This window comes from Streptococcus pantholopis, assembly GCF_001642085.1.
GTDB lineage: Bacteria > Bacillota > Bacilli > Lactobacillales > Streptococcaceae > Streptococcus > Streptococcus pantholopis.
In genome coordinates, this window is the sequence record NZ_CP014699.1 from 192888 (window position 1) to 218606 (window position 25719).

Consider the following 25719-nt stretch of genomic DNA (forward strand, 5'->3'; position numbering starts at 1 on the left):
GCCTTACCGTCAGCTGGCAAGGGCAGTTCTCGTAGCTGAGAGACCTGTCCAAAAATTTTTACTGATAGGCTAAATTTTATAATAATGCTTGCAAACAGGGCTTTTTACTGAAATGTGTTACAATAAAGCTACGACAAAAACAAAGGAGTTATCTATGTCACAAAAAATCGGCCCTACTCAAGTTCAGACTGCGCCTATCGCTTTAGGCTGTATGCGAATGGGGGCCTTGGAAATCAGCAAAGCAGAGCAGGTCTTGACCGCTGCTTTAGAGCATGGTATCAATTTTTTTGACCATGCTGATATTTATGGTGCCGGTGAATCCGAGCGCCGTTTTGGACAGGCCGTCCGCAATCTGGGGGTAGAGCGTGAAAAGCTGCTGCTTCAGTCAAAATGCGGTATCCGTCAGGGGTATTACGATTTTTCCAAAGACTATATTATTCAGACAGTTGAAGCGAGTCTTGAGAGGCTGGGGACTGATTATCTGGATTTTTTCCTGCTTCATCGTCCTGATGTTCTGATGGAGCCGGAAGAAATAGCTGAGGCCTTCAGTCAGCTTCATAAAGCAGGGAAAGTGAAGTATTTCGGTGTCAGCAACCAGAATCGCTACCAGATGGAGCTGCTTCAGGCTTATCTGGAACAGCCGCTTGTCATCAATCAGCTGCAGCTCTCTCCCGCTCATACTGTCCTGTTTGATGCCGGCCTGAACGTTAATATGACCAATCAGGCTGCAATTGACCGTGAAAATGGGATTGTGGAGTACTGCCGCTTAAACCATGTAACCATTCAGGTTTGGTCTCCATTTCAAATTGATTTAGAGCAGGGGCTCTTTATGACTGATAAACGTTATAAAGCTTTAGCTCAGACTATTGAGAAATACGCTGAGCGTTACCATGTCTCAGCAGAGGCTATCATCATTGCCTGGATTTTACGCCACCCTGCTCGAATGCAGGCTGTTATCGGTTCGATGAACCCAGACCGGATTGACCGGATTATGCAGGCTCAGCATATTTCCTTAACGCGTGCTGAATGGTATGATATTTACCAAAGCGCAGGGAACAAACTGCCATAGCAATTAAGCCTGTTTTTATGAGGGTCTAAAAACAGGTTTTGCTTTTTTAGAAATCTGATGAGCGTGTTTCACATTACTGGCTGACCGCTGCTACCTGTTCTGAATTTGGCAGTCACTCTATTGGATTATTAAAAAGGTACTTGTAAAAATTTAGAGGACTTTCCTGTGAGTGCAGGGCTGTCGGAAAGTCAGAAATTTATGATTTCGCAGGCGTGCCCCTGCCAGGATGACTAGGAGGGTGCGGTCTGCCTGGATATTTAAAAATGTGTTATTGTCTATTTCAGTATAAAGAGGAGAAAATGTGGTAGTTAAGGCAGTATTTTTTGATATTGACGGGACGCTTTTAAATGACCGTAAAAATGTCCAACACTCAACCGAAAAAGCCATTCAGAGTCTAAAGGAACAGGGTGTTTTTGTAGGGCTGGCGACTGGCCGCGGTCCTGCTTTTGTGCAGCCTTATATGGAAAATTTAGGCCTTGATTTTGCGGTTACTTATAATGGTCAGTATATCTATACGCTTGATAAAATCCTGTATCAAAATCAGCTGCCAAAATCCTTGATCTACAAAGTTATCCGCTACGCAGGCGAAAAACGGCGGGAAATATCGCTGGGATTGGCTTCCGGTTTAGTCGGTTCCAATATTATTAATATGGGGACCAGCAGATTTGGCCAGGTTGTCAGCAGCATTGTCCCTAAAAGGATGGCAAAAACCCTTGAGCAAAGTTTTAAACACTTAATCCGCCGGTTTAAACCGCAAAACATGGAAACCTTAGTAACAATCATGCGGGAACCGGTCTACCAAATTGTTATGGTAGCGACTGCCGGAGAAACGGCAAAGATTCGGGAAAAATTCCCCCACATTACGATTACCCGCAGCAGTCCTTACTCAGCAGACCTGATTTCGGAAGGACAGTCTAAGATTGAAGGGATTAAACGTGTCGGCCGTCTATTTGACTTTAGTTTGACTGAAGTAATGGCTTTTGGAGATTCTGAGAATGATATTGAGATGCTTTCAGGTGTAGGGATAGGCGTGGCAATGGGGAATGCTTCTGAGACTGTCAAAGCAGAGTCCCATTATACAACAGCAAGTAATAATAATGACGGAATTTCAAAAGCGCTGGCGCATTATGGTCTGATTCATTTTGACACAGAACAAAGCTTTAAGAGTAAGGATGAGAATTTCAATAAGGTGAAAGATTTTCATCAGCTTATGGATGGAGATACGCTGGAAACGCCAAGGGTTTATAGCCTTAAAGAAGCAGGAAACCGCGCAGATTTTAAGGCTGAAGAAATTGTGGAGTTTTTATATGCTGCCAGCCAGGGAGATCAAGATCAGTTTAAAAATGCGGTACTAGATTTACATTATGCTATTGATAAGGCCAGAGAAAAAGTTCAGTCTAAAGAACACACAGAGACACCTTTGGTTGGTCAGGCTGATGCCTTGACGGATTTATTGTATTTTACTTACGGTTCCTTTGTTTTGATGGGGGTGGATCCCAAACCTTTATTTGACACAGTTCATGAAGCCAATATGGGGAAAATCTTCCCTGACGGTAAAGCGCACTTTGATCCTGTGACACATAAGATATTAAAACCAGACGACTGGGAGGCACGCTTTGCTCCGGAAACCGCTATAAAAGCAGAGCTGGATAGGCAAATCCAAAAATCTTTACATAAAAAATAAAGCCATTTCATTCAAGTCAGAACGAAATGGCTTTTTGAGCTAAGGACTGCTGTAATTAAGAGAGAAATCTATTGTTTGACAGCTAAGGAAAGGAAGGCATTATCAGAAGACTTTTTGACTATCTCGGACAACCAGCAAATCCACTTTGGCATGGCGAAGGATGTATTCAGAAGAGGAGCCGATCAGCAGACGTTCAAAAGTATTGAGACCTGTCGCTCCGACCATAATCAAATCAGCTTTTTCTTTATCAGGAATATCTCTTGCTAAAAGCGATTTAGGATTACCAAATTCGATAATTTGCTTGACTTTAGTCAGTCCGGCATCGCGAGCTTGTTTTTCATAGTCAGAAAGAACATCCTTTGCTTCCTGCTCTAGTTTTTCATATATATAAGTATCAAAGGTTGCAACACTTTGAAGTGCCCGCGTGTCAATGACATGTGTCAGGAGGAGTTCGGCATCATTACGCAGAGCCACATTCACCCCTTTTTGAAAAGCCAGTTCTGACTCATAAGAGCCATCAATAGCAACTAGAATTCGTTCATATTTTTGTGACATATCCTGCGCCTCCTTTAATGAATAATCTCAAAGCAACAAAGGCAATAAGTAGCTTGCACTTAAAGAAAAAATTTGCTATCAGTCAGTTTCCCCTTCTGCCTATACCCCTATTATACTCCTTTAGACACGAAAGTGAAAGCGTTTCAAAAGAATTTTTGGCTATTCTGCCCGAGCAGATTTGCCATCTCAGGGGCTATGACGGCAGTTCCTATGTCATCGCTGCTACAATTTTATACTTAAGGCAGCAGGGATTTTTATGTATTTTACACCCCAAACTAACAGTTATATATGGCAAAATTTGTGATAAGTCGCACTATTTTAGCAGAGGGAGGTCTGCGAAATCAGAGATTTCTGGCTTACCGCCAGCCGTAGACGTCTGAAAGACGATTTTAAAAATAGGCCTTAATATTTGTTATAGTGCTATGTGCAAGACGCTAGTCGTCTAGTGGCACTTTATTCACTTTTTCAAAGCTTTAAATTGCCTACTAGGATTTGCGGGGGTGGGACAAGGAACTTTGTGGTCTGGGGTTCTGTCCCACTCCCTAGTCGTTCTGGCAGGGGTGCGTCTGCGAAATCAGAGATTTCTGGCTTACCGTCATTTTTGCTTTTGCGTTTTTCACGGGTTTTGTATCTTGGTGAATCAAACACGCCCTAAGAGCTGTGCAAAAAAGACAGGGTTAAGTTGAAAATCGATTTTAAGTTAGCTAGCCGTAGACGTCTGAAAGCTTTGTCGCCTTAACAGTCGACCGCACCTTTCTAGTCGTCTTGGCAGAGGTGCGCCTACGAAATCAGAGATTTCTGGCTTACCGTCATTTTTGCTTTGCTCTTTTGACGGGCTTTGTATCTTGTCAATTGAACACGCCCTAAGAGCTGTGCAAAAAAGATAAAATCTCCTAGAGTCTTAGCGACTCTTCGTCAATTTTCCTATTTTTGCTTTGCTCTTTTGACGGGCTTTGTATCTTGTCAATTGAACACGCCCTAAGAGCTGTGCAAAAAAGATAAAATCTCCTAGAGTCTTAGCGACTCTTCGTCAATTTTCCTATTTTTGCTTTGCTCTTTTGACGGGCTTTGTATCTTGGTGAAAAAAGGATTTTCTAATGTTTGGTATTTTGGTAAAATAAAAGGGATAATGATTAAGGAGTTTTTATGTTACAGACAGTCAAAGACGTTTTAAGAGACCTTTATTGGTATAAGTATACTTATATTTTGCGCGCTGCGATTTTACAGTTCCTGCTGACTACAGCTGGAGCTTATCTGCTTTCTTTGCTTTTTAGGGTTATTCTGATTAACAGCGGTCTACCCGGACTGACGGCTGACAATATTTTTACTTTTTTTACTAATCCCCTGACCTTGATTTTAATGCCTGTCTACCTTCTTATGCTGGCTTTTCTCATCTATGTGGAATTTTCTGTGTTAGCTGAGATTATTGCTGTCAAAGGAGGGAAGTTCCGACAGGTTTTTGTCGGGATAAAAGAAAAGGCTCGCTCTTTTTTCCGGATTGTATCAGGCTGGAATTTTCTGGCTTTTGTGCTGTATTTGCTGCTGTCTCTTCCTATTTTGAGTTTTTTCTATTCGTCGTTTCTGCTGGAGAACCTTTATATTCCCAAATTTATTTCCGGAGAGCTGTTTAAGACAAGCGGCGGGACTTACCTGTATTATGCAGTCAATACGCTGTTTATTTATTTGTATTTTCGGTTTATTTATACCTTGCCATTAACGGTTACGCATAACCATCAAAGCTTCATTCAAAATATGAAAACAAGCTGGCAGCTGACTAAAATCAGTCATATAAAGAATCTGGGCGGCTTAGTTTTAGTCAATCTTGCCCTGACCGGAAGCTTGATTTTGTTATCACTTCTGGGGATTGGGATGGCTGCCATGCTTGACCGCAGTCAGGGGAATCTCGTGATTGAAAGCCTGTTTTTGACTTTTGTTTGGGGCTTCTTGTTTACAGGCAGTCTTTTTATGAAAGTAGGCTCACTTGACTATCTTTTAAATAGCCTGAATCCGGGGATGACTAGCAATGCCCGTCCTCCTCTAAAAAGACAGTCGCTCTTCCTTTTTCTTTTAATAATTGCTATCGGCTGCCTTGTTTACGTATACAATGCTGGCCAAATAGCAGATGCTGATCCTAACAAGATTCAAATTCTGGCTCATAGAGGCTATGTAAGCGAAGGTGTAGAAAATTCGCTGGAAGCTTTGAGAGCAGCAGCAAAAGCCGGTGCTGATTATGTTGAAATGGATATCATTATGACCAAGGATAAAGAGTTTATAGTCAGTCATGACGATAATCTTAAACGCCTAACCGGGGAAAACCTCACTATCAGTGAATCTAAGGCAGCTGATCTTGTCGGCCTGCCAATTAAACAAAATGGCTTTAGCAGTCATTTAGTCACTTTTTCGACCTACGTTGAAGAAGCGAAGAAATTAGGCGTCAAACTATTGGTAGAATTAAAGCCTAGCGGAAAAGAACCTGCTGATTATGAAGAAATTTTTCTTGCCCGTATGAAGGAATTGGGAGTCAGTCAAGACTATAAAGTGATGTCAATGAGTTTATCAACCATGGAGCGTATTGAGTCTCTAAATCCTGCTGTTGAAACTGGCTATGTTATTCCACTGCAACTCGGGCAATTTACTACGCACGCTGTTGACTTTTATGCCTTGGAAGAATTTTCTTACCGTGAGGCTTCCGCCAGAGCGGCTAAAAAGCAGGGAAAAGAAATCTATGTCTGGACGATTAACAGTGAAAACGAAATTGATAAATATCTGCAGTCCGGTGTTACTGGGATTATCACAGATTATCCTGAACTCGTCAAGGAAGAAAAAAAGATGATTGCTACTGAAGATTCTTATGTGACTTACTTCTTGCGTCTGCTAAATCTGTCATAGGCCTTTTTAAGCATTCATTGTTATTAGGATAAATTTGTTACTGAGGGAGAAGAAGAATGAAAACTGTTGAGAAATCATCAAAATTAGAACATGTCGCTTACGATATCCGGGGACCGGTTTTAGATGAGGCCAACCGCATGATGGCTAATGGTGAACAGATTCTGCGTCTTAATACCGGCAATCCCGCTGAATTTGGTTTTACAGCACCGGATGAAGTCATTCGTGACCTCATTTTAAATGCCCGCAACAGTGAAGGCTATTCAGACAGCAAAGGGATTTTTTCTGCCCGCAAAGCTATTATGCAGTACTGCCAGATTAAGGGATTTCCAAAAGTCGATGTTGATGATATCTATATCGGCAACGGTGTCTCAGAATTAATTACCATGAGTATGCAGGGGCTGCTTGATGATGGCGATGAGGTACTGATTCCCATGCCTGATTATCCGCTGTGGACTGCTGCGGTCAGTCTGGCAGGCGGACATGCTGTTCACTATCTTTGTGACGAGAAAGCAGAATGGTACCCCGATATTGCTGACATAAAGGCAAAAATAAGCTCTAATACTAAAGCTATCGTTGTTATCAACCCCAATAATCCAACAGGCGCCCTATATCCTAAGGATATTCTAGAAGAAATTGTTGATATTGCCCGACAGAATGATCTGCTGATTTTTGCCGATGAAATCTATGACCGGCTGGTCATGGACGAACTGCAGCACACAGCTATTGCCAGCCTAGCACCAGATGTCTTTTGTGTTTCGATGAATGGCCTATCGAAGTCTCACCGTATTGCAGGTTTCCGCGTCGGCTGGATGGTCTTGTCCGGACCGAAAAAACATGTCAAAGACTATATTGAGGGGCTGAACATGCTGGCTAATATGCGTCTGTGCTCCAATGTTTTATCCCAGCAGGTTGTGCAGACTTCTTTGGGCGGGCATCAGTCAGTAGATGAACTTTTGCTGCCGGGCGGCCGGATTTATGAGCAGCGGAATTTTATCTATCAGGCTATTAACGATATTCCTGGTCTGTCAGCCGTCAAACCAAAAGCAGGCTTGTATATTTTCCCAAAAATTGATCAAACTATGTACCGCATTGATGATGACGAACAGTTTGTTCTGCGCCTGCTGCAAAAAGAAAAAGTCATGCTTGTGCATGGCCGCGGCTTTAATTGGAAAGATCCCGACCATTTCCGCATTGTCTATCTGCCGAGAGTAGAAGAACTGGCATCCGTTCAAGAAAAAATCTCACGGGTCCTGCACCACTTCCGCCGGTAACACCAAGATACAAAGGCCGTTTAAAAATCCGTATGAAAATAGGGAAGGACTAGCGATGACCTGCATCACGACGGACTTCATCTTTTTCACTAGGATTTTAGGCTGTGTTCAATTGACAAGATACAAAGGCCGTTTAAAAATCCGTATGAAAATGGCGGTAAGCCAGAAATCTTTGATTTCGTAGGCGCACCCCTGCCAGAACGACTAGAAAGGTGCGGTCGACTGTTAAGGCGACAAAGCTTTCAGATGTTTACGGCTGGCGGTAAGCCAGAAATCTTTGATTTCGTCTGCGCACCCCTGCTAGAACGACTAGGGAGTGGGACAGTACCCCAGACCATAAAGTTCCTTGTCCCGCCCCCGCAAAGCCTAGTAGGCATTTTAAAGCTTTGAAAAAGCGAATAAAGTGCCACTAGACGACTAGCGTCTTGCACGTAGCACTTTAACAAATATTAAGGCCTATTTTTAAAATAGTCCTTCAGACGACTACGGCTGACAGATAGTCCGAGAGACTTTTTCTTAGAAAAGAAGCTCCGGCTTTATTTTTTTGAATTTAAGTCAGGAGGTAGTACTAATAGAAGATGGCGCTTACAAAATAATTGTCTGAATTGCCCGTAATTTTCAGACAATTATTTGCAATTTATATTGGGCTCTGCTATAATGAAGTTGTAAAATTATAAAAGGAATAGGACAATGGCTAATTTATTACAAAAAACAAGAAAAATCACATCGATTTTACAGCGTTCGGTGGACAGCCTGGAAACTGATTTGCCTTACAACACGATGGCTGCCCAGCTGGCAGACATTATTGATTGCAATGCCTGTATTATGAATGGCGGCGGTACTCTTTTGGGCTATGCAATGAAATATAAAACAAATACTGACCGTGTTGAAGAGTTCTTTGCGGCCAAACAGCTTCCGGAGGATTATGTCAAAGCGGCCAGCCGTGTCTATGATACAGAAGCCAATCTGCCGATAGACAGTGACTTGACAATTTTTCCTGTAGAATCAAAAGATATTTATCCTGACGGACTGACAACAATCGCTCCGATATACGGAGGGGGGATGCGCTTAGGATCCTTGGTTATCTGGCGGAATGACAAAGAATTCTCTGAAGATGACTTAATTTTGGCAGAGATTGCTTCAACAGTAGTGGGAATCCAGCTGCTCAATCTTCAGACTGAAAATCTGGAAGAGACGATCCGCAGGCAGACAGCGGTTAATATGGCAATCAATACCCTTTCTTATTCTGAGATGAAGGCTGTGGCTGCTATTCTCGGTGAATTAGATGGCAGTGAGGGCCGGCTGACAGCTTCTGTTATTGCCGACCGCATCGGTATCACGCGCTCTGTTATCGTCAATGCTCTTCGTAAATTAGAAAGTGCGGGCATTATAGAAAGCCGTTCGCTGGGAATGAAGGGAACCTATCTCAAGGTGATTAATGAAGGTATTTTTGATAAATTAAAGGATTTTTAAGACGATGAAAGCTTTAATCTCAATTGACTATACCTATGACTTTGTTGCTGACGACGGTAAACTGACTGCCGGCAAACCGGCTCAGGCTATTGAAGAAGCTGTCGCTGCTAAAACACAGCAGGCTTATGAAGCAGGAGACTATATCTTCTTTGCTATTGACGGTCATGATGAAGGAGATGCTTTTCACCCTGAAAGCCGCCTCTTTCCGCCGCATAATATCAATGGTACTGCCGGTCGTGCTTTATACGGACGGTTAGGTCAGGTTTATGAGCAGATAAAGCAGGACGCGAAGGTCTTTTGGCTGGATAAAAGACACTATTCAGCCTTTGCCGGAACGGACCTCGACATTCGTTTGCGTGAACGCCATGTGACAAATCTGGTTTTAACGGGTGTGCTGACAGATATCTGCGTTTTACACACAGCTATTGACGCCTATAATCTGGGCTACAGTCTTGAAATACCAAAAGACTGTGTAGCCAGTCTGACACCGGAAAATAATCAATGGGCGCTTAATCATTTGCAAAATGTTTTAGGGGCGGTCATTAAATAAAAATCAGCTGATAAAAAAGCGGAGTAAAATCGGTTTTTTATGTTTACCGATTTTATTCTGCTTTTTTTGATTTATCCGGAAAAATGTATGAAAAACGCCAGCAGATGCAGCAGCCAGAACTGCAGGGGATAAAAAATATAGAAAATCCATTTATGAATCGGTTTTTTACTTCCTTTTTGGCCATTGTATAAAAAGATAAATGGCAAAAAGAGAAAGGTTAGGCTGTCGCTGTTATAGCAAAAATTAGCAAACCAGGCAGCAAAAGACGGTGCCTGACTGATATTAAAATCAGGCCCCATTAAAGCAAGGAGTAAGAGGTTCCACAACAAAAAAACAAACACTTGTTTCTGCCGATTGCCATAAAAGGCCCAAAAAATCAGCATTGTAAAGAGAACTTGAATACCGCCTTCAACACCAAAACTGTAGCTGCCAATTATGACAGGCAGAACCGAAAAAATTAAGCCGATAATAAACAGGAGCAGCCCCGCCAAATAAAATAGAAAACGATAGGCTGATTTGGATTTGCCTGTTTCAAAAAGAAAAATGACACTATAACCTAAAGCCAGTGTTAAGAAGATATTATCAGTAATTTGGTATAGAGGGCCTAATAAAAGATAGGACAGAAAATTTCCCAGCTGCATGAGGCCGGCAGCCAGCCAAAGCCGCTTTAAATGTTTTTTGCGGTTACTGCTGTGAAAAAAACCTTCAACGGTAAAAAAAGCAAACAAAGGAGCGACAAAGCGGGTGATCAGGTGTATCCAAGCAGGAAAGACACCCGGAAAACTAAAGAATAACGAATCCAGAAACATAAAAACAAGCGCCAAATACTTCAGCTGATTAGTATTAAAGCCTTTAAATTTTTTCATCATACCCCTCCACAAGATACAAAGGCCGTCTAAAGCTCACAGCAAAAATGATGGTAAGCCAGAAATCTGTGATTTCGTAGGCGCACCTCTGCCAGAACGACTAGAAAGGTGCGGTCGACTGTTAAGGCGACAAAGCTTTCAGTCGTTTACGGCTGACCAATTTGAAATCAAGTCTAAACTTAACCATATTTTTTGCACAGAGCTTAGGCCGTGTTCAATTAACAAGATACAAAGGCTGTTAAGAACGCAAAGTAAAAATAGGAAAATTGACGAAGAGTCGCTAAAGACTCTAGGAAATTTTATCTTTTTTACGCAGCGTTTAGGCCGTGTTCAATTCAGTAAGATACAAAGCCCGCTAAAAGAGTAAAGCAAAAATGACGGTAAGTCCGAAATCTTTGATTTCGCAGACGCACCTCTGCCAAGACGACTAGAAGGGTGCGGTCGGCCGCAGGACGACAAAGCCTTCAGACGGCTATGGCTGAAGGTAAGCCAAAAATCTATGATTTCGCAGGCGCTCTCTTGCTAGGTTTTATTTTGTTGATGAAATTGGTTTGCTATCATTTCTACCATTTTTGAGGCACTAGGGCTCAAATCGGAAAAATCCGTAGCAACTATTCCGAATTCAATTTCAATCTTAGGGCTAATATCAATTTTATGAATACTTTTTTGAGAGATAGAAGATAGAACAAACTCAGAAATAATTCCTATGCCATAGTTTTCTTCAACAAACTTTACTGCAGTTTCTGGTTGCTTGACAATAAAACTTCTGTCGAAGCTAATATTATATGAATGAAGAATTTCCATGGCAGTCTCTTGACCGGCTTGGCAAAAAATCAAATTTTCAGCAGCCTGATTATAAAGATTAATTTCATTTGATAATTTTTGGCTGCTAATGGCGCACATTTTATCAGTTAGTAGAAACTTTGTTTCTAAATCTTGAAAAGGTGATGTTGAAAGTCCAAAGTCAACATGGTGGTTTAATACAGCCTCTCTAACTTCGAATGCAGTACCTTCGATTAATTCAATGTTGACTAAAGGATATTTTTCTTTAAAAATTTTGAAAATGGGAACCAATATCATAGTTGTGATGATTGGAAGAGCAGCGACCCTTATTTGCCCACTTAATAGATTATTTTCTAAATAGGTTGCCTGATAGATTTTATTTTCAAGATTTTCCATTTGTCGGGCATAGAGCAAAATTTCTTTACCTACATTGGTTAAGTTCAGTCCTTTTCTTTTGTCGCGCTGAAATAACTTAACTTGTAACTCTTCTTCAAGATTTTTTATGGCCTTACTGACGGCGGGCTGAGAGACAAAAAGTTCTTTAGCGGTTTTTGTAAAACTTTTATTTTTAGCGACTGTAATAAAAGTTTTTAAATTATCGTGTATAACCATTTGGTTATCACCTCATTCAAAAATATGTATTTGACTTATGATAAATTATAACATATACTTCTTTTAGTGACAAGAAATAAAAAGAGCAAGGGGGCGATAAAAATGAATGATAATGCTAAGAAAATGGCAGAAAAACCAATTGAAACTAATGCTTTTTTAATTTCTACACAGTTAAAAAATGTAGAAATAAGTCCAGAAATTTTAGAAAAAGAGTATGAAGTATCAAATAGATGGCATGAGGAAGGATTGATTGAAAATCTATTTGCCCGTGTTGAAAATGACGCATTAGGAGGCGGTATATTGGTAATGAGAGTAAAAACACTTGAGGAGGCTGAAGCTAGAATGTCAGAACTACCATTAGCGCCATATTTTGAAAAAATTGATTATGAAGCGATTGATAAAATTTATTGATACTGTCAAATAAATTGATAACTGTGAGGATACGAAGCTTTTGAACGATTTTATCAGATGGTTAATTGTTTTTATCACAGTTCGTTTTACAAAAAAATACAGATAAAGTTAGATAAGGAAAGGGGATAAATATGAAAAAAGTTAGCTTTTTCAACTATAACGGTCAAGGAATTACAATGTCTGCAAACCTGTATTTTCCGCCAGAATTTGATGATGCAAAGACCTATCCGGCTATTATTGTTACCCATCCTGCTGGAGGTGTAAAAGAACAGACTAGCGGTCTTTATGCTCAACATTTAGCGAAAGCTAATTTTATTACGATTGCTTTTGATGCCAGTTATCAAGGTGAGAGTTCTGGACTTCCAAGGCAGTTAGAAAATCCCTATATTCGTGTTGAAGACATCAGTGGAGTTGCCGATTATTTAACAACACTGCGCTATGTTGATTCTAATCGAATTGGTGCACTTGGTATTTGTGCAGGCGGTGGCTATACCGTTAATGCGGCTATAAATGACAGACGACTAAAAGCTGTAGCTACTGTTAGTGCAGCTAATTTTGGTGCCATGATGCGCAACGGATGGACGAATAACCAAAGTGATGCAGAAGCCTTACCATTATTAGAAGCAGCATCAAATGCACGAACAGAGGATTGCTTGAAAAACACTAATCAAACGATTCCTTTGATTCCGTTAAAAGAAGAAGACGCTCCCAGCGAAGAAATGCGCCAATCTTGGGAATACTACTGTACACCTCGCGGGGGCCATCCCAATGCAGTTGGATATGCAACGTTTAGGAGCTTTACTCAAGTATTAACCTATGATGCCTTCTTTAAAGCCGATGTGTTTTTAACTCAACCATTACTCGCTATTGTTGGAAGTGCAGCCGATAGTAAGTGGGTTAGCGATACATTAATCGAAAAAGCGGCTTCAACTGATAAAAAATTAGTTGTTATTGACGGAGCAAATCATATGGAGCTTTACGACATACCGGAATATGTCAGTCAAGCAGTAGAAGCGCTGAGTAAGTTCTTTACTGAAAGACTATGATAGTCAAGCGATAAGAAGGTTTCCTATGAAAAATGAATTGTTTGAATTAACAAGACGAAGACGAGCAGTAAGAAGGTATCAATCCACTAAAATCGATGATGATATTATTGATGAGATTATTAAAGTTGGTCTCACAGCTCCTACAGCATTTAAGAAAAAGACAGTAAAATTTATAGTTGTTAGAGATAAGGCGACAATCTTAAAAATTGGTGCATGTAAGATATATGGCGGTTCTCAGATTAATGGTGCAGATACTGTTATTGTAGTTATGGTTGATAATTCGTCAGAGTTTTGGATCGAAGATGGAGCAATTGCCTCCTCTTATCTTTGGCTAGCGGCAGAGCAGTTTAATATAGGTGCCTGCTGGGTGCATATTCGAAATCGAAATGGTAAAACCAAAACTTCAGACGAAGAAATACGGGCTCTCCTTAATGTTTCTGGTGACTATACCGTCTTAAATGTGATGGCGTTAGGTGAAAAGGCAGAATTGAAAAAATCATACACTGAAAACGATTTAGATTACTCTAAAGTTGAAAAAATCCTATAAGTGAACCATGATAATAAACTGCCCTTAAAAAGCCGAACAAAACAACTGAAGGATCTAGTTCTCTGCTGTACAGAACTAGGTCCTTTTAATTTTATGCCTCGGCTCCTGTTTTTTGCTTAATGACTAAAGCCGTTGAAAATATCAGCTTATCTAAAAGATTATCATATCTATTGTTACAGATGAAAATATGGTATAATTTTTAGGACTAGGTAAACTAAGAAAAGCCAAGCCTTAAAATAAGAAATATCTGCCAGCCCTGCTGCTTTAACGGGCTGCTTTGTATCTTATTGGAACTGAACACGGGCTCAGCTCTGTGCAAAAAATATGGTTAAGTTTAGACTTGATTTCAAATTGGTCAGCCGTAAACGTCTGAAGGCTTTGTCGCCTTAACAGTCGACCGCACCCTTCTAGTCGTTCTGGCAGAGGTGCGTCTGCGAAATCACAGATTTCGGACTTACCGTCTTTTTGCTGAGAGCTTGAACGGGCTTTGTATCTTGTGTAATTGAACACGCCCTAAGAGCTGTGCAAAAAAGATAAAATCTCCTAGAGTCTTAGGGACTCTTCGTCAATTTTCCTATTTTTGCTTTGCTCTTTTAACGGGCTTTGTATCTTGTTAATTGAACACGGGCTAAACGCTGTGGGAAAAAGATAGCCTGACCTCGAATCTTTCTGGATTCATCAGTCAGTCTCCTATTTTCCTTTTGCGTTTTTCACGGGCTTTGTATCTTGTTAATTGAACACGCCCTAAGAGCTGTGCAAAAAAGACAGCCCTCCCTTGAGTCTTTAGTGACTCATCGGTCTGGCTTCTATTTTTGCTTTGCTCTTTTAACGGGCTTTGTATCTTGTTAATTGAACACGCCCTAAGAGCTGTGCAAAAAAGACAGCCCTCCCTTGAGTCTTTAGTGACTCATCGGTCTGGCTTCTATTTTTGCTTTGCTCTTTTAACGGGCTTTGTATCTTGTTGAATTGAACACGGGCTAAACGCTGTGGGAAAAAGATAGCCTGACCTCGAATCTTTCTGGATTCATCGGTCAGTCTCCTATTTTCCTTTTGCGTTCTTAACGCCCTTTGTATCTTACATTAAAGGAGAAATGAATGAAAATTTCTGAAGAAGAAGTACGTCATGTGGCTAAGCTGTCCAAATTGTCCTTTTCTGAAGAAGAGACAGCTGAATTTGCAGATACCCTGACAAAAATTGTTGATATGGTAGAGCTGCTAAACGAAGTAGATACAGACGGTATCCCAGTGACAACAACGATGGCAGAAAGTAAGACAGTGATGCGTGAAGATGTGGCTCAGAAGGGAGATGACCGGGATGCTCTCTTTAAAAATGTACCGCAGTCTGACAATTACTACATTAAAGTGCCGGCTATTCTGGAAGATGGAGGAGATGCTTAATGTCTTTTAATCATAAAACGGCTGATGAGCTGCATCAGCTTCTCGTCAAAAAAGAAATTTCCGCAACAGAATTAACAAAGGCGACACTGGAAGATATTAAGAAGCGCGAGGAGACGGTTGCCTCTTTTATTACGATTTCAGAAGATGCTGCTCTAGCACAGGCTGCTAAGCTTGATAAACAAGGGATTGATGCGGATAAGCCCTTGGCCGGTATTCCTGTAGCCGTTAAGGACAATATTTCAACAAAAGGTATCTTGACAACGGCTGCGTCAAAAATGCTTTACAATTATGAGCCCATCTTTGATGCCACAGCCGTTGAAAAGCTTTATAGAAAAGATATGGTTGTCATTGGCAAAACTAATATGGATGAGTTTGCTATGGGCGGTTCTACCGAAACCTCTTATTTTAAGAAAACAAAGAATGCCTGGAATCAGGCCAAAGTCCCCGGCGGTTCCTCGGGCGGATCTGCTGCAGCTGTTGCTGCCGGGCAGGTGCGTCTGTCACTAGGGTCAGATACCGGCGGTTCTATTCGCCAGCCGGCTTCATTTAACGGTATTGTCGGCCTCAAACCCACTTACGGTACCGTCTCACGGTTTGGTCTGATTGCCTTTGGCAGCTCACTGGATCAAATTGGTCCGCTGTCGCAAACAGTTAAAGAAAATGCACAGCTTCTTAATGTTATCGCAGGATATGATGTTAAAGATTCTACTTCATCTAAGCATCAAGAAGAGGATTTTACTGCTAAGATTGGGCAGGATATCAAGGGAATGCGAATGGCTCTGCCTAAAGAATACCTTGGTGAAGGAATTGCGCCGGAGGTAAAAGAAACCATTCTCAACGCTGCTAAGCACTTTGAAAAACTGGGGGCAGCAGTAGAGGAAGTGACACTGCCGCACAGTCCATACGGCGTGGCGGTCTACTATATCATTGCTTCGTCAGAAGCTTCTTCGAATTTACAGCGTTTTGACGGTATTCGCTATGGCTACCGTACTGAAAAAGCGGGCAGTCTTGATGACATTTATGTCAATACGCGCAGCGAAGGCTTTGGCGATGAAGTCAAGCGCCGTATCATGCTGGGGACCTTCAGCCTGTCATCGGGCTATTATGATGCTTACTTTAAGAAAGCCGGACAGGTTCGGACCCTTATCATTCGCGACTTTGAAAAAGTGTTTGCGGATTATGACTTAATTTTAGGGCCGACAGCGCCGACAGCTGCTTTTGATTTAGAAACACTCAACCATGACCCTGTTGCTATGTATCTGGCTGATATACTGACAATACCTGTGAATTTAGCTGGTCTGCCGGGGATTTCTATCCCTGCCGGCTTTAGCGGCGGCCTTCCGGTCGGTTTGCAGCTGATCGGACCTAAATATTCAGAACCGGTCATTTATCAGGCGGCAGCAGCTTTTGAAGCTACGACTGACTACCACCAACAGCAGCCTTTAATTTTTGGAGGTGAAGCCTAATGAACTTTGAAACAATTATCGGACTTGAAGTTCACGTTGAATTGAATACCAATTCTAAGATTTTCTCACCGACGCCTGCCCATTTTGGACAAGAACAGAATGCCAACACCAATGTTATCGACTGGTCCTTTCCAGGCGTGCTTCCTGTAATGAATAAAGGTGTCATTGACGCCGGAATCAAGGCTGCGCTGGCACTCAATATGGCCATCCATCAAAACATGCACTTTGACCGCAAGAATTATTTTTACCCCGATAATCCAAAAGCCTATCAAATTTCCCAATTTGATGAGCCTATCGGTTATGATGGCTGGATTGCTATTGAACTTGAAGATGGTTCCAGCAAAAAAATCCGCATTGAACGGGCTCACTTGGAGGAAGATGCTGGTAAAAATACTCACGGAAGCGATGGTTATTCTTATGTTGACCTCAACCGTCAGGGTGTTCCCTTGATTGAAATTGTCTCCGAAGCAGATATGCGATCGCCTGAAGAAGCTTACGCTTATCTGACAGCTCTTAAAGAACTTATCCAGTATACCGGCATTTCTGATGTGAAAATGGAAGAAGGTTCTATGCGTGTGGATGCCAATATCTCTCTGCGTCCTTACGGTCAGGAGGCGTTTGGAACCAAGACTGAACTGAAAAACTTGAATTCTTTCAGCAATGTCCGTAAAGGTTTAGAATTTGAGGCGGAGCGTCAGGCCAAAATTCTGCGTTCCGGCGGACAAATCCGGCAGGAAACCCGTCGTTATGATGAAGCCAGTAAGACAACTGTCCTGATGCGTGTCAAGGAGGGATCGGCAGATTACCGCTATTTCCCGGAACCTGATCTGCCGCTTTTTGAAATTTCTGACAGCTGGATTGCAGACATGCGCAGGAGTCTTCCAGAATTTCCTAAGGAACGCCGTGCCCGCTATGTTGCAGAACTTGGCTTGACAAGCTATGATGCCGGCCAGCTGACAGCCAGCAAGACAACTTCTGACTTTTTTGAGAAAGCTGTGGCGCTTGGCGGCGATGCCAAGCAAGTTGCCAACTGGCTGCAAGGGGAAGTTGCCCAGTTCCTAAACAGCGAAAACAAGACACTGGAACAAATTCAGCTGACACCTGACAATTTAGTTGAGATGCTGACGCTTATTCAAGACGCGACTATCTCGTCGAAAATAGCCAAAAAAGTTTTCACACATTTGGCGAAAAAGGGCGGTTCAGCGCGTGAATATGTTGAAAAAGCAGGCTTGGTTCAAATTTCAGACCCTGATGCTTTGCTTCCTATTATACATCAAGTTTTTGCAGATAACCAAGGAGCAGTTGCTGACTTTAAATCGGGCAAACGCAATGCTGATAAGGCTTTCACTGGTTTTCTCATGAAAGCCACCAAAGGCCAGGCCAACCCTCAGGTTGCTCAAAAACTGCTTAAAGAAGAATTAGCCAAACTGCTGGAGTGAGAAGAAAGAGGCAAAAAGTCTCTGCCTGTCGTAAAAAGATAGCTGAGATACTGGAACGGTCCGGCTGTCTCTTTGAATTTCTAAACTGTCAACTTTTGTTGGCGGTTTTTTGTTTTATGAAAGCCGCCAGATATTATTTTCTATAAATGAAGACTTATCTTTTAAGGCTAAAATATGTTACAATGATAAAATGGAGTCTGGGCAGGCAGAGGAGAGAATCAAAGGCAGAGTGCTGTTTCTGAAAGTGATTTCATCATTTGCTCTGCGGAGGCTCATCTGCTGTGGAGAAGCAAGGCGAAAGGCCTCTTTTTTACAGCAGAATCTAATCATAAACAAAAAAGATATGCTTAAGTTTAGAATTGATTTCAAATTAGCTAGCCGTAGCCGTCTGAAGGCAGACAAAAATCCTAGCCTCCTAATTCATTGCTTGTAGTATAAACAAGACGCTAGTCGTCTAGCGGTATTTTAGTCGCTTTTTCAAAGCTTTAAAATGTCTGCTAGGCTTTGCGGGGGCGAGACATCGAACTTTACGGTCTGGGGTTCTGTCTCGCTCCCTAGTCGTCTTGGCAGAGGTGCGTCTGCGAAATCGCAGATTTCGGACTTACCGTCATTTTTGCTTTGCTCTTTTAACGGGCTTTGTATCTTGTTGAATTGAATACGCCTAAACGCTGGGGAAAAAGATGTCCGGACTTAGAATCTGGCGATTCGTCAGTCAGTCCCCTATTTTCCTATTGCTCTTTTAACGGGCTTTGTATCTTGTTGAATTGAACACGGCCTAAAATCCTAGTGAAAAAGATGCCTGCCTCGTGATGCCAGCATCACTTGTCAGTCCCTATTTTCATACGGATTTTTATACGGCCTTTGTATCTTAATATAAGGGGGTTTTTGATGTCACAGAGTGGGTTATCAAAGAAGCTGATTGCTGCTATTTTGGCAACAGGTTTGCTGTCATTTAGCGGTGTTTTGGTTGAGACGGCAATGAATATTACTTTTCCGACTTTGATGAGAGAATTTGGCATCGGGACAGCAACTGTTCAGTGGATGACAACGGTTTATCTTTTGGTTGTTGCTATTATTGTTCCGATTTCGGCCTATCTTAAGCGCTCTTTTAAAATGAAGCCGCTGTTTCTGACAGCCAATCTTCTCTTTTTGGCGGGTCTTTTAATTGATATTTTGGCTCCAACGTTTGGCCTGCTTTTGTTGGGGCGTGTAGTCCAGGGGATAGGTGTCGGAATTGCCCTGCCCTTGATGTTTAATATTATTTTAGAGCAGGTGCCGATGAATAAAATCGGTCTGATGATGGGGGTCGGAACCCTGATTACCGCTGTGGCACCGGCTATCGGCCCCACATTTGGCGGTTTGACCGCTTCTGTGTTGGGCTGGCGTTATATTTTTGTCCTTTTAGTGCCTCTGCTGCTCTTATCGCTTTTTTTAGGAATGACCAGTATTGAGCAAAAGTCAGAAGTAGCAGCGGAGCGGTTTGACTTTCTAAGTTTTCTGGCCATCATGGTTTTATTTATCGGTCTGATTTTGGGGATTGAAGGGCTCAGTTCTCACCCTTTTTTCAGTCTTAATGTTTTAGGGACCTTGATTTTAGGCATTTTAGGGCTTGTTTTCCTGCTCATTCGTTTAGGTCGGCTGGAGCAGCCGATTGTTAATCTTGCTATTTTGAAAAATCCTATCTTTGCTGGTCATGTTGCGGCTTTTTTCCTCTTTCAGATCGTCAACCTAGGCTTGTCTTTTTTGATTCCTAATTATGTTCAGCTGGTTAATGGTGCCGATGCAACAGCGGCAGGTTTGATAGTACTTCCGGGGGCCTTGCTGGGGGCGTGCTTTTCTCCGTTCGGCGGCACTATTTTAGATAGATTTGGAGCTCGAAAACCGATTTGGCTGGGCGCGGGTCTCGTTCTTGCTGCTTTGCTGCTCTATGCAGTGTTTGGTCTGCATCTGTCTAACGGGGCTATCTGCTTAATCTATTTCTTCAACATGGTAGGAACAGGTATGGCTTTTGGCAATATTATGACCAATGGGCAAAAGCAGCTGACCTTTCAAGAGCGCTCAGATGCCAATGCTATTTTTAACACATTGCAGCAGTTTGCCGGAGCTCTTGGAACAACTGTAGCCGCTTTGATTGTCGCTATGAGCCAGACAAGCTCTGAATCGGCATACAGCAGAGCCACTGCTGTTGGTTCCCGGCACGCTTTTATCGTCTTTTTGGTTTTAGCTGTGATTCAGCTCGGCCTTCTTGTTTTAGTTGTCAAAAAAGAAGATTAGCCCTTTTTATGGCCTTTATGTTTTGGTTTTTTCAATTCCTAAATTTTATGCTATAATGAGGGGAAAATATAATTGTGGAGAGAAGCTTGAGTATAGATGATTATCGTCCGACCTTTGCGGTTGGAGCAGTTTATGATCTAAAGGCTGAAGACCTGCTGCGTCAGGGGATTCATGCGATATTGGTTGACTTAGATAATACGCTGATTGCCTGGAATAATCCGGATGGCACTCAAGAAGTGAGAGCCTGGCTGGATGAGATGACGATGGCGGACATTTCAGTTGTTGTGATTTCCAATAACAGCCATTCACGTGTTGAGCGTGCCGTGGCTCATTTTGGTGTGGATTTTGTCAGCAGGGCTATGAAGCCCTTTGCCCGCGGGATTAACGCTGCTATTGAGCGTTACGGTTTTAACCGCGATGAGGTGGTGATGGTCGGCGATCAGCTGATGACAGATATCAGAGCCAGCCATCGGGCTGGTATCCGATCTGTTTTGGTTAAACCTTTAGTCAGGACAGATGCCTGGAATACCCAATTTAACCGCTGGCGGGAACGGCGGGTTTGGGCCAAACTGGAAGAAAAATACGGAAAGATTGAATACCAAAAAGGAATTTAAGTGGAAAAAATATTTTGCATAGGCTGCGGAGCTGAAATTCAAACAGAAGATAAAAACCGAGCGGGCTATACGCCAGCTGCAGCTTTGAAAAAAAGTCTTGAGACAGAGACTGTTTACTGTCAGCGCTGTTTTCGCTTACGCCATTATAATGAGATTGAAGATGTCAGCATATCAGATGATGATTTTCTGAAGCTTTTGCATGAGGTTGGTGACAGTAAAGCTTTAGTTGTTAATGTAGTGGATATTTTTGATTTTAATGGGTCAGTTATTCCGGGCCTGCAGCGCTTTGTCGCAGGCAATGATATTCTGCTGGTGGGCAACAAAAAAGATGTTCTGCCCAAGTCCGTCAAAGAAAGCAAGGTTCGCCACTGGCTGAGAGAACGTGCCTATGAAGAGGGCCTGCGTCCGCTTGATGTTATCCTGACTAGTGCACAGAAACATCAGTCGATTAAAGAGCTGATAGCTGCAATTGAGCGTCTGCGCCAGGGGCGTGATGTTTATGTTGTAGGTGTAACCAATGTTGGCAAGTCAACACTAATCAATGCTATTATCCAAGAGCTGACCGGTGAAAAGTCACTCATTACCACCAGTCGTTTTCCGGGGACAACCTTGGATAAAATTGAAATTCCTTTGGAAGATGGTTCTTATATTTTTGACAGCCCAGGCATTGTTCACCGCCAGCAAATGGCGCACTATTTAACTGCTAAAAGTCTGAAATATGTCAGTCCGAAAAAGGAAATAAAACCTAAAACCTATCAGCTTCTTCCAAAACAGACCCTGTTTTTGGGCGGCTTAGCACGGTTTGATTTTATATCCGGTCCTAAGCAAGGGATGACGGCTTATTTTGACAATAATTTATCGCTCCACAGGACGAAGCTGGCAGGAGCAGATGACTTTTATAAAAAACATTTGGGAGGTCTTCTGCAGCCCCCAGCAGCCCAAGAAGCAGAAAGCTTTCCGGAGCTGGTCCGTCACGAGTGGTCTGTCACGGATCGTCTGGATATTGTCTATTCTGGTTTGGGCTGGATTCGCGTGCAAGGCAGCGAGGGAACCCCTCTTCAGATTGCAGCCTGGGCTCCTAAAGGAGTTGCCGTATTGCTGCGTCAGGCCTTAATTTAAGGTGAATGCTGAGTGATATTGAAAGAAAGGAAGCAAAAATACAAATAAAAACAGCTATGCTCTTGTTTTTAGTCAGGAATTTTTGCGCAGGAAATAATGTTAACAAGCAAACAGCGTGCTTTTCTTAAAGGACAGGCACAGCCAATGAAGGCCATCATTCAGATTGGGAAAAATGGCCTCAATAGTCATATCAAGACCAGTATCCGTCAGGCTTTAGATGCCAGAGAGCTAATCAAGGTCTCTCTTTTGCAGAATACAGATGAAGACCTTCATGAGGTTGCCGAAATTTTAGAAAATGAAATCGGCTGCGAGACTGTTCTGAAAATCGGTCGGACACTGATCTTATATAAGGAATCGGCTAAGAAAGAGAACCGCAAATTATCCCCTAAAGTAAAAATGATTTGATTCTGTAAAGCGACAGCTTTTTAGACCGATATAAACAGTAAAGCTGTCTAAAGAAGCAGGCAGGGGGACTGACAGATAAGCGGGCTTTTGAACTGGGCAGTAGGTCGTCAAGCTGTAGGAATCTTGCTTTTATTGAATAGTCAATAATCGGAGGCTGGGATTTTTATCCCAGCCTTCTCTGCTGCCAAAGTTAAATCGGCAGTTCCGGTCCGATAGCAGCAGGCAGGCAGTTCTCCTATGTGGCAAAAATGAGAAGATTCTATGTTCCCATCAGGCTGGGACCTGCCTTTTTGTCCACTGGCCCAGCTTTTTCTTTCCCAGCTTTTGTGTTATAATGAAGGACGACTACAGACGAGGAGACTGACTATGGCTTTAGAGCTATTAACTCCGTTCACGAAAGTTGAACTTGAAACTGAAGTAAAAGATAAGAACCGTAAACAAATCGGTATTTTAGGCGGAAATTTCAACCCAGTTCACAATGCGCATTTGCTTATTGCTGATCAGGTCCGCCAGCGTCTGGGGCTGGATCAGGTTTTGCTCATGCCGGAGTACCAACCGCCCCATGTTGACCGAAAAACAACGATTTCAGAAAAACACCGGCTGAAAATGCTGGAATTAGCCATTGAAGGTGTTGCAGGCTTAGCGATTGAAACGATTGAATTGGACCGTAAAGGCGTCAGCTACACTTACGATACCATGAAACTTTTAATAGAACAGCATCCTGAAGTGGATTATTATTTTATTATCGGCGCTGACATGGTTGATTACCTGCCCAAGTGGTACAGAATTGCAGAACTGGTTCAAATGGTTCAGTTTGTCGGGATTCAGCGGCCCAAATATAAAGCAGGGACGTCTTATCCTCTCATTTGGGTAGATGTTCCGCTTATGGATATCTCTTCCAGTATGATTCGCGATTTTATTAAAAATGGCTGCCGGCCTAATTATCTTTTACCTCAGTCTGTTCTTGACTATATTGAAGAAAAAGGACTTTACAGATGACTTATGAGCACTATATCGGATTAGAGCGTTCGGAGCTTTTGCCAAAAATACAAGCGAAGATGAGTGCAAAACGTTTCCGCCATGTTCTCGGTGTCGAGCAGGCAGCGAGGTCTTTGGCTGAGCGTTATCATTATGACACAGAAAAAGCCGGACTGGCCGGCCTCCTTCATGATTATGCTAAGGAACTACCTGATGTCGATTTTTTAGCTCTTATTGACAGCTACCAATTAGACCCCGAGCTAAAAAAATGGGGGAATAATGTTTGGCATGGTATGGTTGGTATTTATAAAATTCAAGAAGACTTAGGCCTGAGAGATCAGGAAATCCTGCGCAGTATTGAAATCCATACGGTAGGGGCAGCCCAAATGTCCCTTTTAGATAAAATCATTTATGTTGCCGATTATATTGAGCCTAACCGTACCCTGACCTTAACTGAGGAGGCGCGCAGGATAGCAGAGCAGTCACTGGATAAGGCGGTGGCTTTTGAGACTGTTCACACGGTTGCTCATCTCGCTCAGCGGGCGCAGCCGATTTATCCTCAAACCATTGCAACCTACAATGCTTTTGTAAAGTACTTTTGAAGCGGAAATCCCAAACAGAGGAGAAATAAGAATTTGAACGATAAAGAATTATTAAAACTGATTGTTAAGGCAGCTGATGCCAAACGGGCTGAAGATATTGTTGTTTTGGATGTCAGCGGTCTGACCAGCGTGACCGATTATTTTGTGATTGCCAGTTCAGTCAATACTAGACAGCTGACAGCTGTCACAGACAATATTCGCGAAAAAATAAAAGAAGCCGGAGGAGATGCCAGCCGTGTGGAAGGCACAGGTGAGACAGGCTGGGTCCTCTTGGACTTTGGTGATGTTGTTGTCCATATCTTTTCAGAAGATGAACGGCAGCGCTATAATCTTGAAAAACTGTGGCATGAGGCGCCGCTCGTAGATACAGCAGAACTCTTAGCTTAATATCGGATGGATCTTATGTTCCGGTGTTTTCGTTAATGGAAGGACAAAGTTTTAGCGGGGCGACTGCTGCCTATTTTTACTGCAGGGACTTCCCTATCTCTGGCGGCTCTTCCTGTTCTGGAGCCAGATTTTTTGTTGACTGGCCAGCAAGTTTTTGGGATATCGGTCAAGGCTGAACGAGTTTTTCTTTTATCATGACTGGTTTTTATGTTGCAGAAATTTAAAGTATTTGCGATGGTATTGACCTTTTTGTTTTTATGCTGGCTCTTTATTATATTTTATTAGATTCTGGCGTCAAAGTTGGTTGCTGATAGCTTGCCGGCCTGCTTCTGATTATGACATCAGAAAGATAGATGAGGCTGGAACCAAAGTCCTGCCTCATTTCACTTTTTTAGACATATGCGTTTGACGCAGCCGCTAATGGAAGTTCTTATCCCTTGTTAAAAGGGATAGCGGCCAACTGAACAAAATAAAAAACGTCATTTTATGACGATTTACCAATTTTTATCCCACTCTCTAGGTGACATTAAGGAGAAAAGATGGCAGCTTATGAAATGTTTGCTAAGGTCTATGATAGTATCATGGATCAAACACTGTATGATAAATGGACAGACTTCTCGCTCCGCCATTTGCCCAAAACGGCAGAGCGCAGAAAGTTATTAGAACTGGCCTGCGGGACAGGCATTCAGTCACTGCGTTTTGCAGAAGCCGGTTTTGATGTGACCGGCCTAGATTTGAGCGCCGAAATGCTCAAAGTTGCTGAAAAACGCGCTGCAGCTGCAAAAGCAGATCTTGTCTTCAAACAAGGAGATATGCTGGATTTATCCCAGCTAGGGAAGTATGATTTTGTAACCTGCTATGCCGATTCTATCTGCTATATGCAGGATGAGGCAGAGGTGGGAGATGTTTTCAGTGAGGTTTACAAGGTGCTTTGTGAGGACGGTGTTTTTATATTTGATGTGCATTCGACCTATCAGACTGATAAGCATTATCCGGGTTTTTCCTATCATGAAAATGCAGACGATTTTGCTATGGTCTGGGATACTTATGCCGATCAAGCTCCGCATTCTATTGTCCATGAGCTGACTTTTTTTATGCAGGACAGCGATGGACGCTTTACGCGCTATGACGAAGTTCATGAGGAGCGCACCTACGATATCCTGACCTACGATATTTTATTAGAGCAGGCTGGTTTCCGCTCTTTCCGCCTTTACGCTGATTTCAAAGACCAAAAACCAAAAGCAGACAGTCTGCGCTGGTTTTTTGTAGCAAAGAAATAAG

The 25719-nt window shown here is 42.4% G+C and carries 23 protein-coding genes; 20 read left to right on the forward strand and 3 right to left on the reverse strand.

Going from position 1 to position 25719, the window contains the following annotated elements:
- The first annotated feature begins 154 nt into the window (after positions 1–154).
- Complete coding sequence (locus A0O21_RS00925) at positions 155–1069, forward strand: aldo/keto reductase (protein WP_067060141.1); 915 nt, start codon at positions 155–157, stop codon at positions 1067–1069.
- 301 nt (positions 1070–1370) lie between these two features.
- Positions 1371–2753, forward strand: coding sequence for a Cof-type HAD-IIB family hydrolase (locus A0O21_RS00930; RefSeq protein ID WP_067060143.1), 1383 nt, complete (start codon positions 1371–1373; stop codon positions 2751–2753).
- Positions 2754–2855: 102 nt separating this feature from the next.
- Here A0O21_RS00930 and A0O21_RS00935 read toward each other — a convergent pair whose 3' ends face one another.
- Positions 2856–3308: a universal stress protein gene (locus A0O21_RS00935; protein WP_067060146.1), complete on the reverse strand. Its 453-nt coding sequence runs from the start codon at positions 3306–3308 to the stop codon at positions 2856–2858.
- A gap of 1146 nt (positions 3309–4454) precedes the next feature.
- Between A0O21_RS00935 and A0O21_RS00940 the strand changes: the two genes are divergently transcribed.
- From A0O21_RS00940 to A0O21_RS00955, 4 genes are all read left to right on the forward strand, one after another.
- Positions 4455–6197, forward strand: a complete 1743-nt coding sequence (locus tag A0O21_RS00940) for a glycerophosphodiester phosphodiesterase (RefSeq protein WP_067060148.1) — start codon at positions 4455–4457, stop codon at positions 6195–6197.
- A 56-nt stretch (positions 6198–6253) separates the two neighbouring features.
- Entirely contained in the window at positions 6254–7468 is a 1215-nt protein-coding gene (locus A0O21_RS00945) for a pyridoxal phosphate-dependent aminotransferase (protein ID WP_067060150.1), read from the forward strand.
- Between the two features lie 690 nt (positions 7469–8158).
- A complete protein-coding gene (gene codY, locus A0O21_RS00950; RefSeq protein WP_067060152.1) occupies positions 8159–8941 on the forward strand; it encodes a GTP-sensing pleiotropic transcriptional regulator CodY in 783 nt (260 codons plus the stop codon).
- Positions 8942–8945: 4 nt separating this feature from the next.
- The gene (locus A0O21_RS00955; RefSeq protein WP_067060154.1) at positions 8946–9491 is read left to right on the forward strand and encodes a cysteine hydrolase family protein; all 546 of its coding nucleotides are present in this window, start codon (positions 8946–8948) and stop codon (positions 9489–9491) included.
- Positions 9492–9562: 71 nt separating this feature from the next.
- On the opposite strand, the gene A0O21_RS00960 is transcribed toward A0O21_RS00955, so the two are convergent.
- Together A0O21_RS00960 and A0O21_RS00965 are read right to left on the reverse strand one after the other, a co-directional pair.
- A complete protein-coding gene (locus tag A0O21_RS00960; RefSeq protein WP_067060156.1) occupies positions 9563–10357 on the reverse strand; it encodes a TraX family protein in 795 nt (264 codons plus the stop codon).
- A 522-nt stretch (positions 10358–10879) separates the two neighbouring features.
- Positions 10880–11752: a LysR family transcriptional regulator gene (locus A0O21_RS00965; RefSeq protein ID WP_067060158.1), complete on the reverse strand. Its 873-nt coding sequence runs from the start codon at positions 11750–11752 to the stop codon at positions 10880–10882.
- A gap of 102 nt (positions 11753–11854) precedes the next feature.
- On the opposite strand from A0O21_RS00965, the gene A0O21_RS00970 reads away from it, so the two are divergent.
- From A0O21_RS00970 to A0O21_RS01040, 14 genes are all read left to right on the forward strand, one after another.
- The gene (locus tag A0O21_RS00970; protein WP_067060160.1) at positions 11855–12163 is read left to right on the forward strand and encodes a hypothetical protein; all 309 of its coding nucleotides are present in this window, start codon (positions 11855–11857) and stop codon (positions 12161–12163) included.
- A 131-nt stretch (positions 12164–12294) separates the two neighbouring features.
- The gene (locus A0O21_RS00975) at positions 12295–13209 is read left to right on the forward strand and encodes an alpha/beta hydrolase (protein ID WP_067060163.1); all 915 of its coding nucleotides are present in this window, start codon (positions 12295–12297) and stop codon (positions 13207–13209) included.
- 25 nt (positions 13210–13234) lie between these two features.
- The gene (locus A0O21_RS00980; RefSeq protein ID WP_067060165.1) at positions 13235–13756 is read left to right on the forward strand and encodes a nitroreductase family protein; all 522 of its coding nucleotides are present in this window, start codon (positions 13235–13237) and stop codon (positions 13754–13756) included.
- 1095 nt (positions 13757–14851) lie between these two features.
- Complete coding sequence (gene gatC / locus A0O21_RS00985) at positions 14852–15154, forward strand: Asp-tRNA(Asn)/Glu-tRNA(Gln) amidotransferase subunit GatC (RefSeq protein ID WP_067060168.1); 303 nt, start codon at positions 14852–14854, stop codon at positions 15152–15154.
- Positions 15154–16620 carry an Asp-tRNA(Asn)/Glu-tRNA(Gln) amidotransferase subunit GatA gene (gene gatA / locus A0O21_RS00990; protein WP_067060170.1) on the forward strand — a complete coding sequence of 489 codons (1467 nt, stop codon included), beginning with the start codon at positions 15154–15156 and terminating at the stop codon, positions 16618–16620. Before gatC ends, gatA begins: the two co-directional genes overlap by 1 nt.
- Entirely contained in the window at positions 16620–18059 is a 1440-nt protein-coding gene (gatB, locus tag A0O21_RS00995; RefSeq protein ID WP_067060172.1) for an Asp-tRNA(Asn)/Glu-tRNA(Gln) amidotransferase subunit GatB, read from the forward strand. Before gatA ends, gatB begins: the two co-directional genes overlap by 1 nt.
- Before the next feature lie 888 nt (positions 18060–18947).
- A complete protein-coding gene (locus tag A0O21_RS01005; RefSeq protein WP_067060175.1) occupies positions 18948–20333 on the forward strand; it encodes an MFS transporter in 1386 nt (461 codons plus the stop codon).
- Between the two features lie 86 nt (positions 20334–20419).
- Positions 20420–20947, forward strand: a complete 528-nt coding sequence (locus A0O21_RS01010; protein ID WP_067060177.1) for a YqeG family HAD IIIA-type phosphatase — start codon at positions 20420–20422, stop codon at positions 20945–20947.
- Positions 20948–22066 (forward strand): ribosome biogenesis GTPase YqeH, encoded by a 1119-nt coding sequence (gene yqeH, locus A0O21_RS01015; protein ID WP_067060179.1) that lies wholly within the window; start codon positions 20948–20950, stop codon positions 22064–22066. It abuts the gene before it with no gap.
- Positions 22067–22162: 96 nt separating this feature from the next.
- Positions 22163–22471: a ribosome assembly RNA-binding protein YhbY gene (gene yhbY, locus A0O21_RS01020; RefSeq protein WP_082854380.1), complete on the forward strand. Its 309-nt coding sequence runs from the start codon at positions 22163–22165 to the stop codon at positions 22469–22471.
- Between the two features lie 366 nt (positions 22472–22837).
- Positions 22838–23470 (forward strand): nicotinate-nucleotide adenylyltransferase, encoded by a 633-nt coding sequence (locus A0O21_RS01025; RefSeq protein WP_067060183.1) that lies wholly within the window; start codon positions 22838–22840, stop codon positions 23468–23470.
- Complete coding sequence (yqeK, locus tag A0O21_RS01030) at positions 23467–24051, forward strand: bis(5'-nucleosyl)-tetraphosphatase (symmetrical) YqeK (RefSeq protein WP_067060185.1); 585 nt, start codon at positions 23467–23469, stop codon at positions 24049–24051. The genes A0O21_RS01025 and yqeK overlap by 4 nt, the downstream gene beginning before the upstream one ends.
- Before the next feature lie 33 nt (positions 24052–24084).
- Entirely contained in the window at positions 24085–24438 is a 354-nt protein-coding gene (rsfS, locus tag A0O21_RS01035) for a ribosome silencing factor (protein ID WP_067060187.1), read from the forward strand.
- A 539-nt stretch (positions 24439–24977) separates the two neighbouring features.
- Positions 24978–25718, forward strand: coding sequence for a class I SAM-dependent DNA methyltransferase (locus A0O21_RS01040; protein WP_067060189.1), 741 nt, complete (start codon positions 24978–24980; stop codon positions 25716–25718).
- Position 25719: the final 1 nt, after the last annotated feature.

Coding starts and splice junctions, on each gene's coding strand:
- A0O21_RS00925 (WP_067060141.1), top strand. CDS start 155: ATGTCACAAAAAATCGGCCCTACTCAAGTTCAGACTGCGCCTATCGCT.
- A0O21_RS00935 (WP_067060146.1), bottom strand. CDS start 3,308: ATGTCACAAAAATATGAACGAATTCTAGTTGCTATTGATGGCTCTTAT.
- A0O21_RS00940 (WP_067060148.1), top strand. CDS start 4,455: ATGTTACAGACAGTCAAAGACGTTTTAAGAGACCTTTATTGGTATAAG.
- A0O21_RS00945 (WP_067060150.1), top strand. CDS start 6,254: ATGAAAACTGTTGAGAAATCATCAAAATTAGAACATGTCGCTTACGAT.
- codY (WP_067060152.1), top strand. CDS start 8,159: ATGGCTAATTTATTACAAAAAACAAGAAAAATCACATCGATTTTACAG.
- A0O21_RS00955 (WP_067060154.1), top strand. CDS start 8,946: ATGAAAGCTTTAATCTCAATTGACTATACCTATGACTTTGTTGCTGAC.
- A0O21_RS00960 (WP_067060156.1), bottom strand. CDS start 10,357: ATGAAAAAATTTAAAGGCTTTAATACTAATCAGCTGAAGTATTTGGCG.
- A0O21_RS00965 (WP_067060158.1), bottom strand. CDS start 11,752: ATGGTTATACACGATAATTTAAAAACTTTTATTACAGTCGCTAAAAAT.
- A0O21_RS00970 (WP_067060160.1), top strand. CDS start 11,855: ATGAATGATAATGCTAAGAAAATGGCAGAAAAACCAATTGAAACTAAT.
- A0O21_RS00975 (WP_067060163.1), top strand. CDS start 12,295: ATGAAAAAAGTTAGCTTTTTCAACTATAACGGTCAAGGAATTACAATG.
- A0O21_RS00980 (WP_067060165.1), top strand. CDS start 13,235: ATGAAAAATGAATTGTTTGAATTAACAAGACGAAGACGAGCAGTAAGA.
- gatC (WP_067060168.1), top strand. CDS start 14,852: ATGAAAATTTCTGAAGAAGAAGTACGTCATGTGGCTAAGCTGTCCAAA.
- gatA (WP_067060170.1), top strand. CDS start 15,154: ATGTCTTTTAATCATAAAACGGCTGATGAGCTGCATCAGCTTCTCGTC.
- gatB (WP_067060172.1), top strand. CDS start 16,620: ATGAACTTTGAAACAATTATCGGACTTGAAGTTCACGTTGAATTGAAT.
- A0O21_RS01005 (WP_067060175.1), top strand. CDS start 18,948: ATGTCACAGAGTGGGTTATCAAAGAAGCTGATTGCTGCTATTTTGGCA.
- yhbY (WP_082854380.1), top strand. CDS start 22,163: ATGTTAACAAGCAAACAGCGTGCTTTTCTTAAAGGACAGGCACAGCCA.
- A0O21_RS01025 (WP_067060183.1), top strand. CDS start 22,838: ATGGCTTTAGAGCTATTAACTCCGTTCACGAAAGTTGAACTTGAAACT.
- yqeK (WP_067060185.1), top strand. CDS start 23,467: ATGACTTATGAGCACTATATCGGATTAGAGCGTTCGGAGCTTTTGCCA.
- A0O21_RS01040 (WP_067060189.1), top strand. CDS start 24,978: ATGGCAGCTTATGAAATGTTTGCTAAGGTCTATGATAGTATCATGGAT.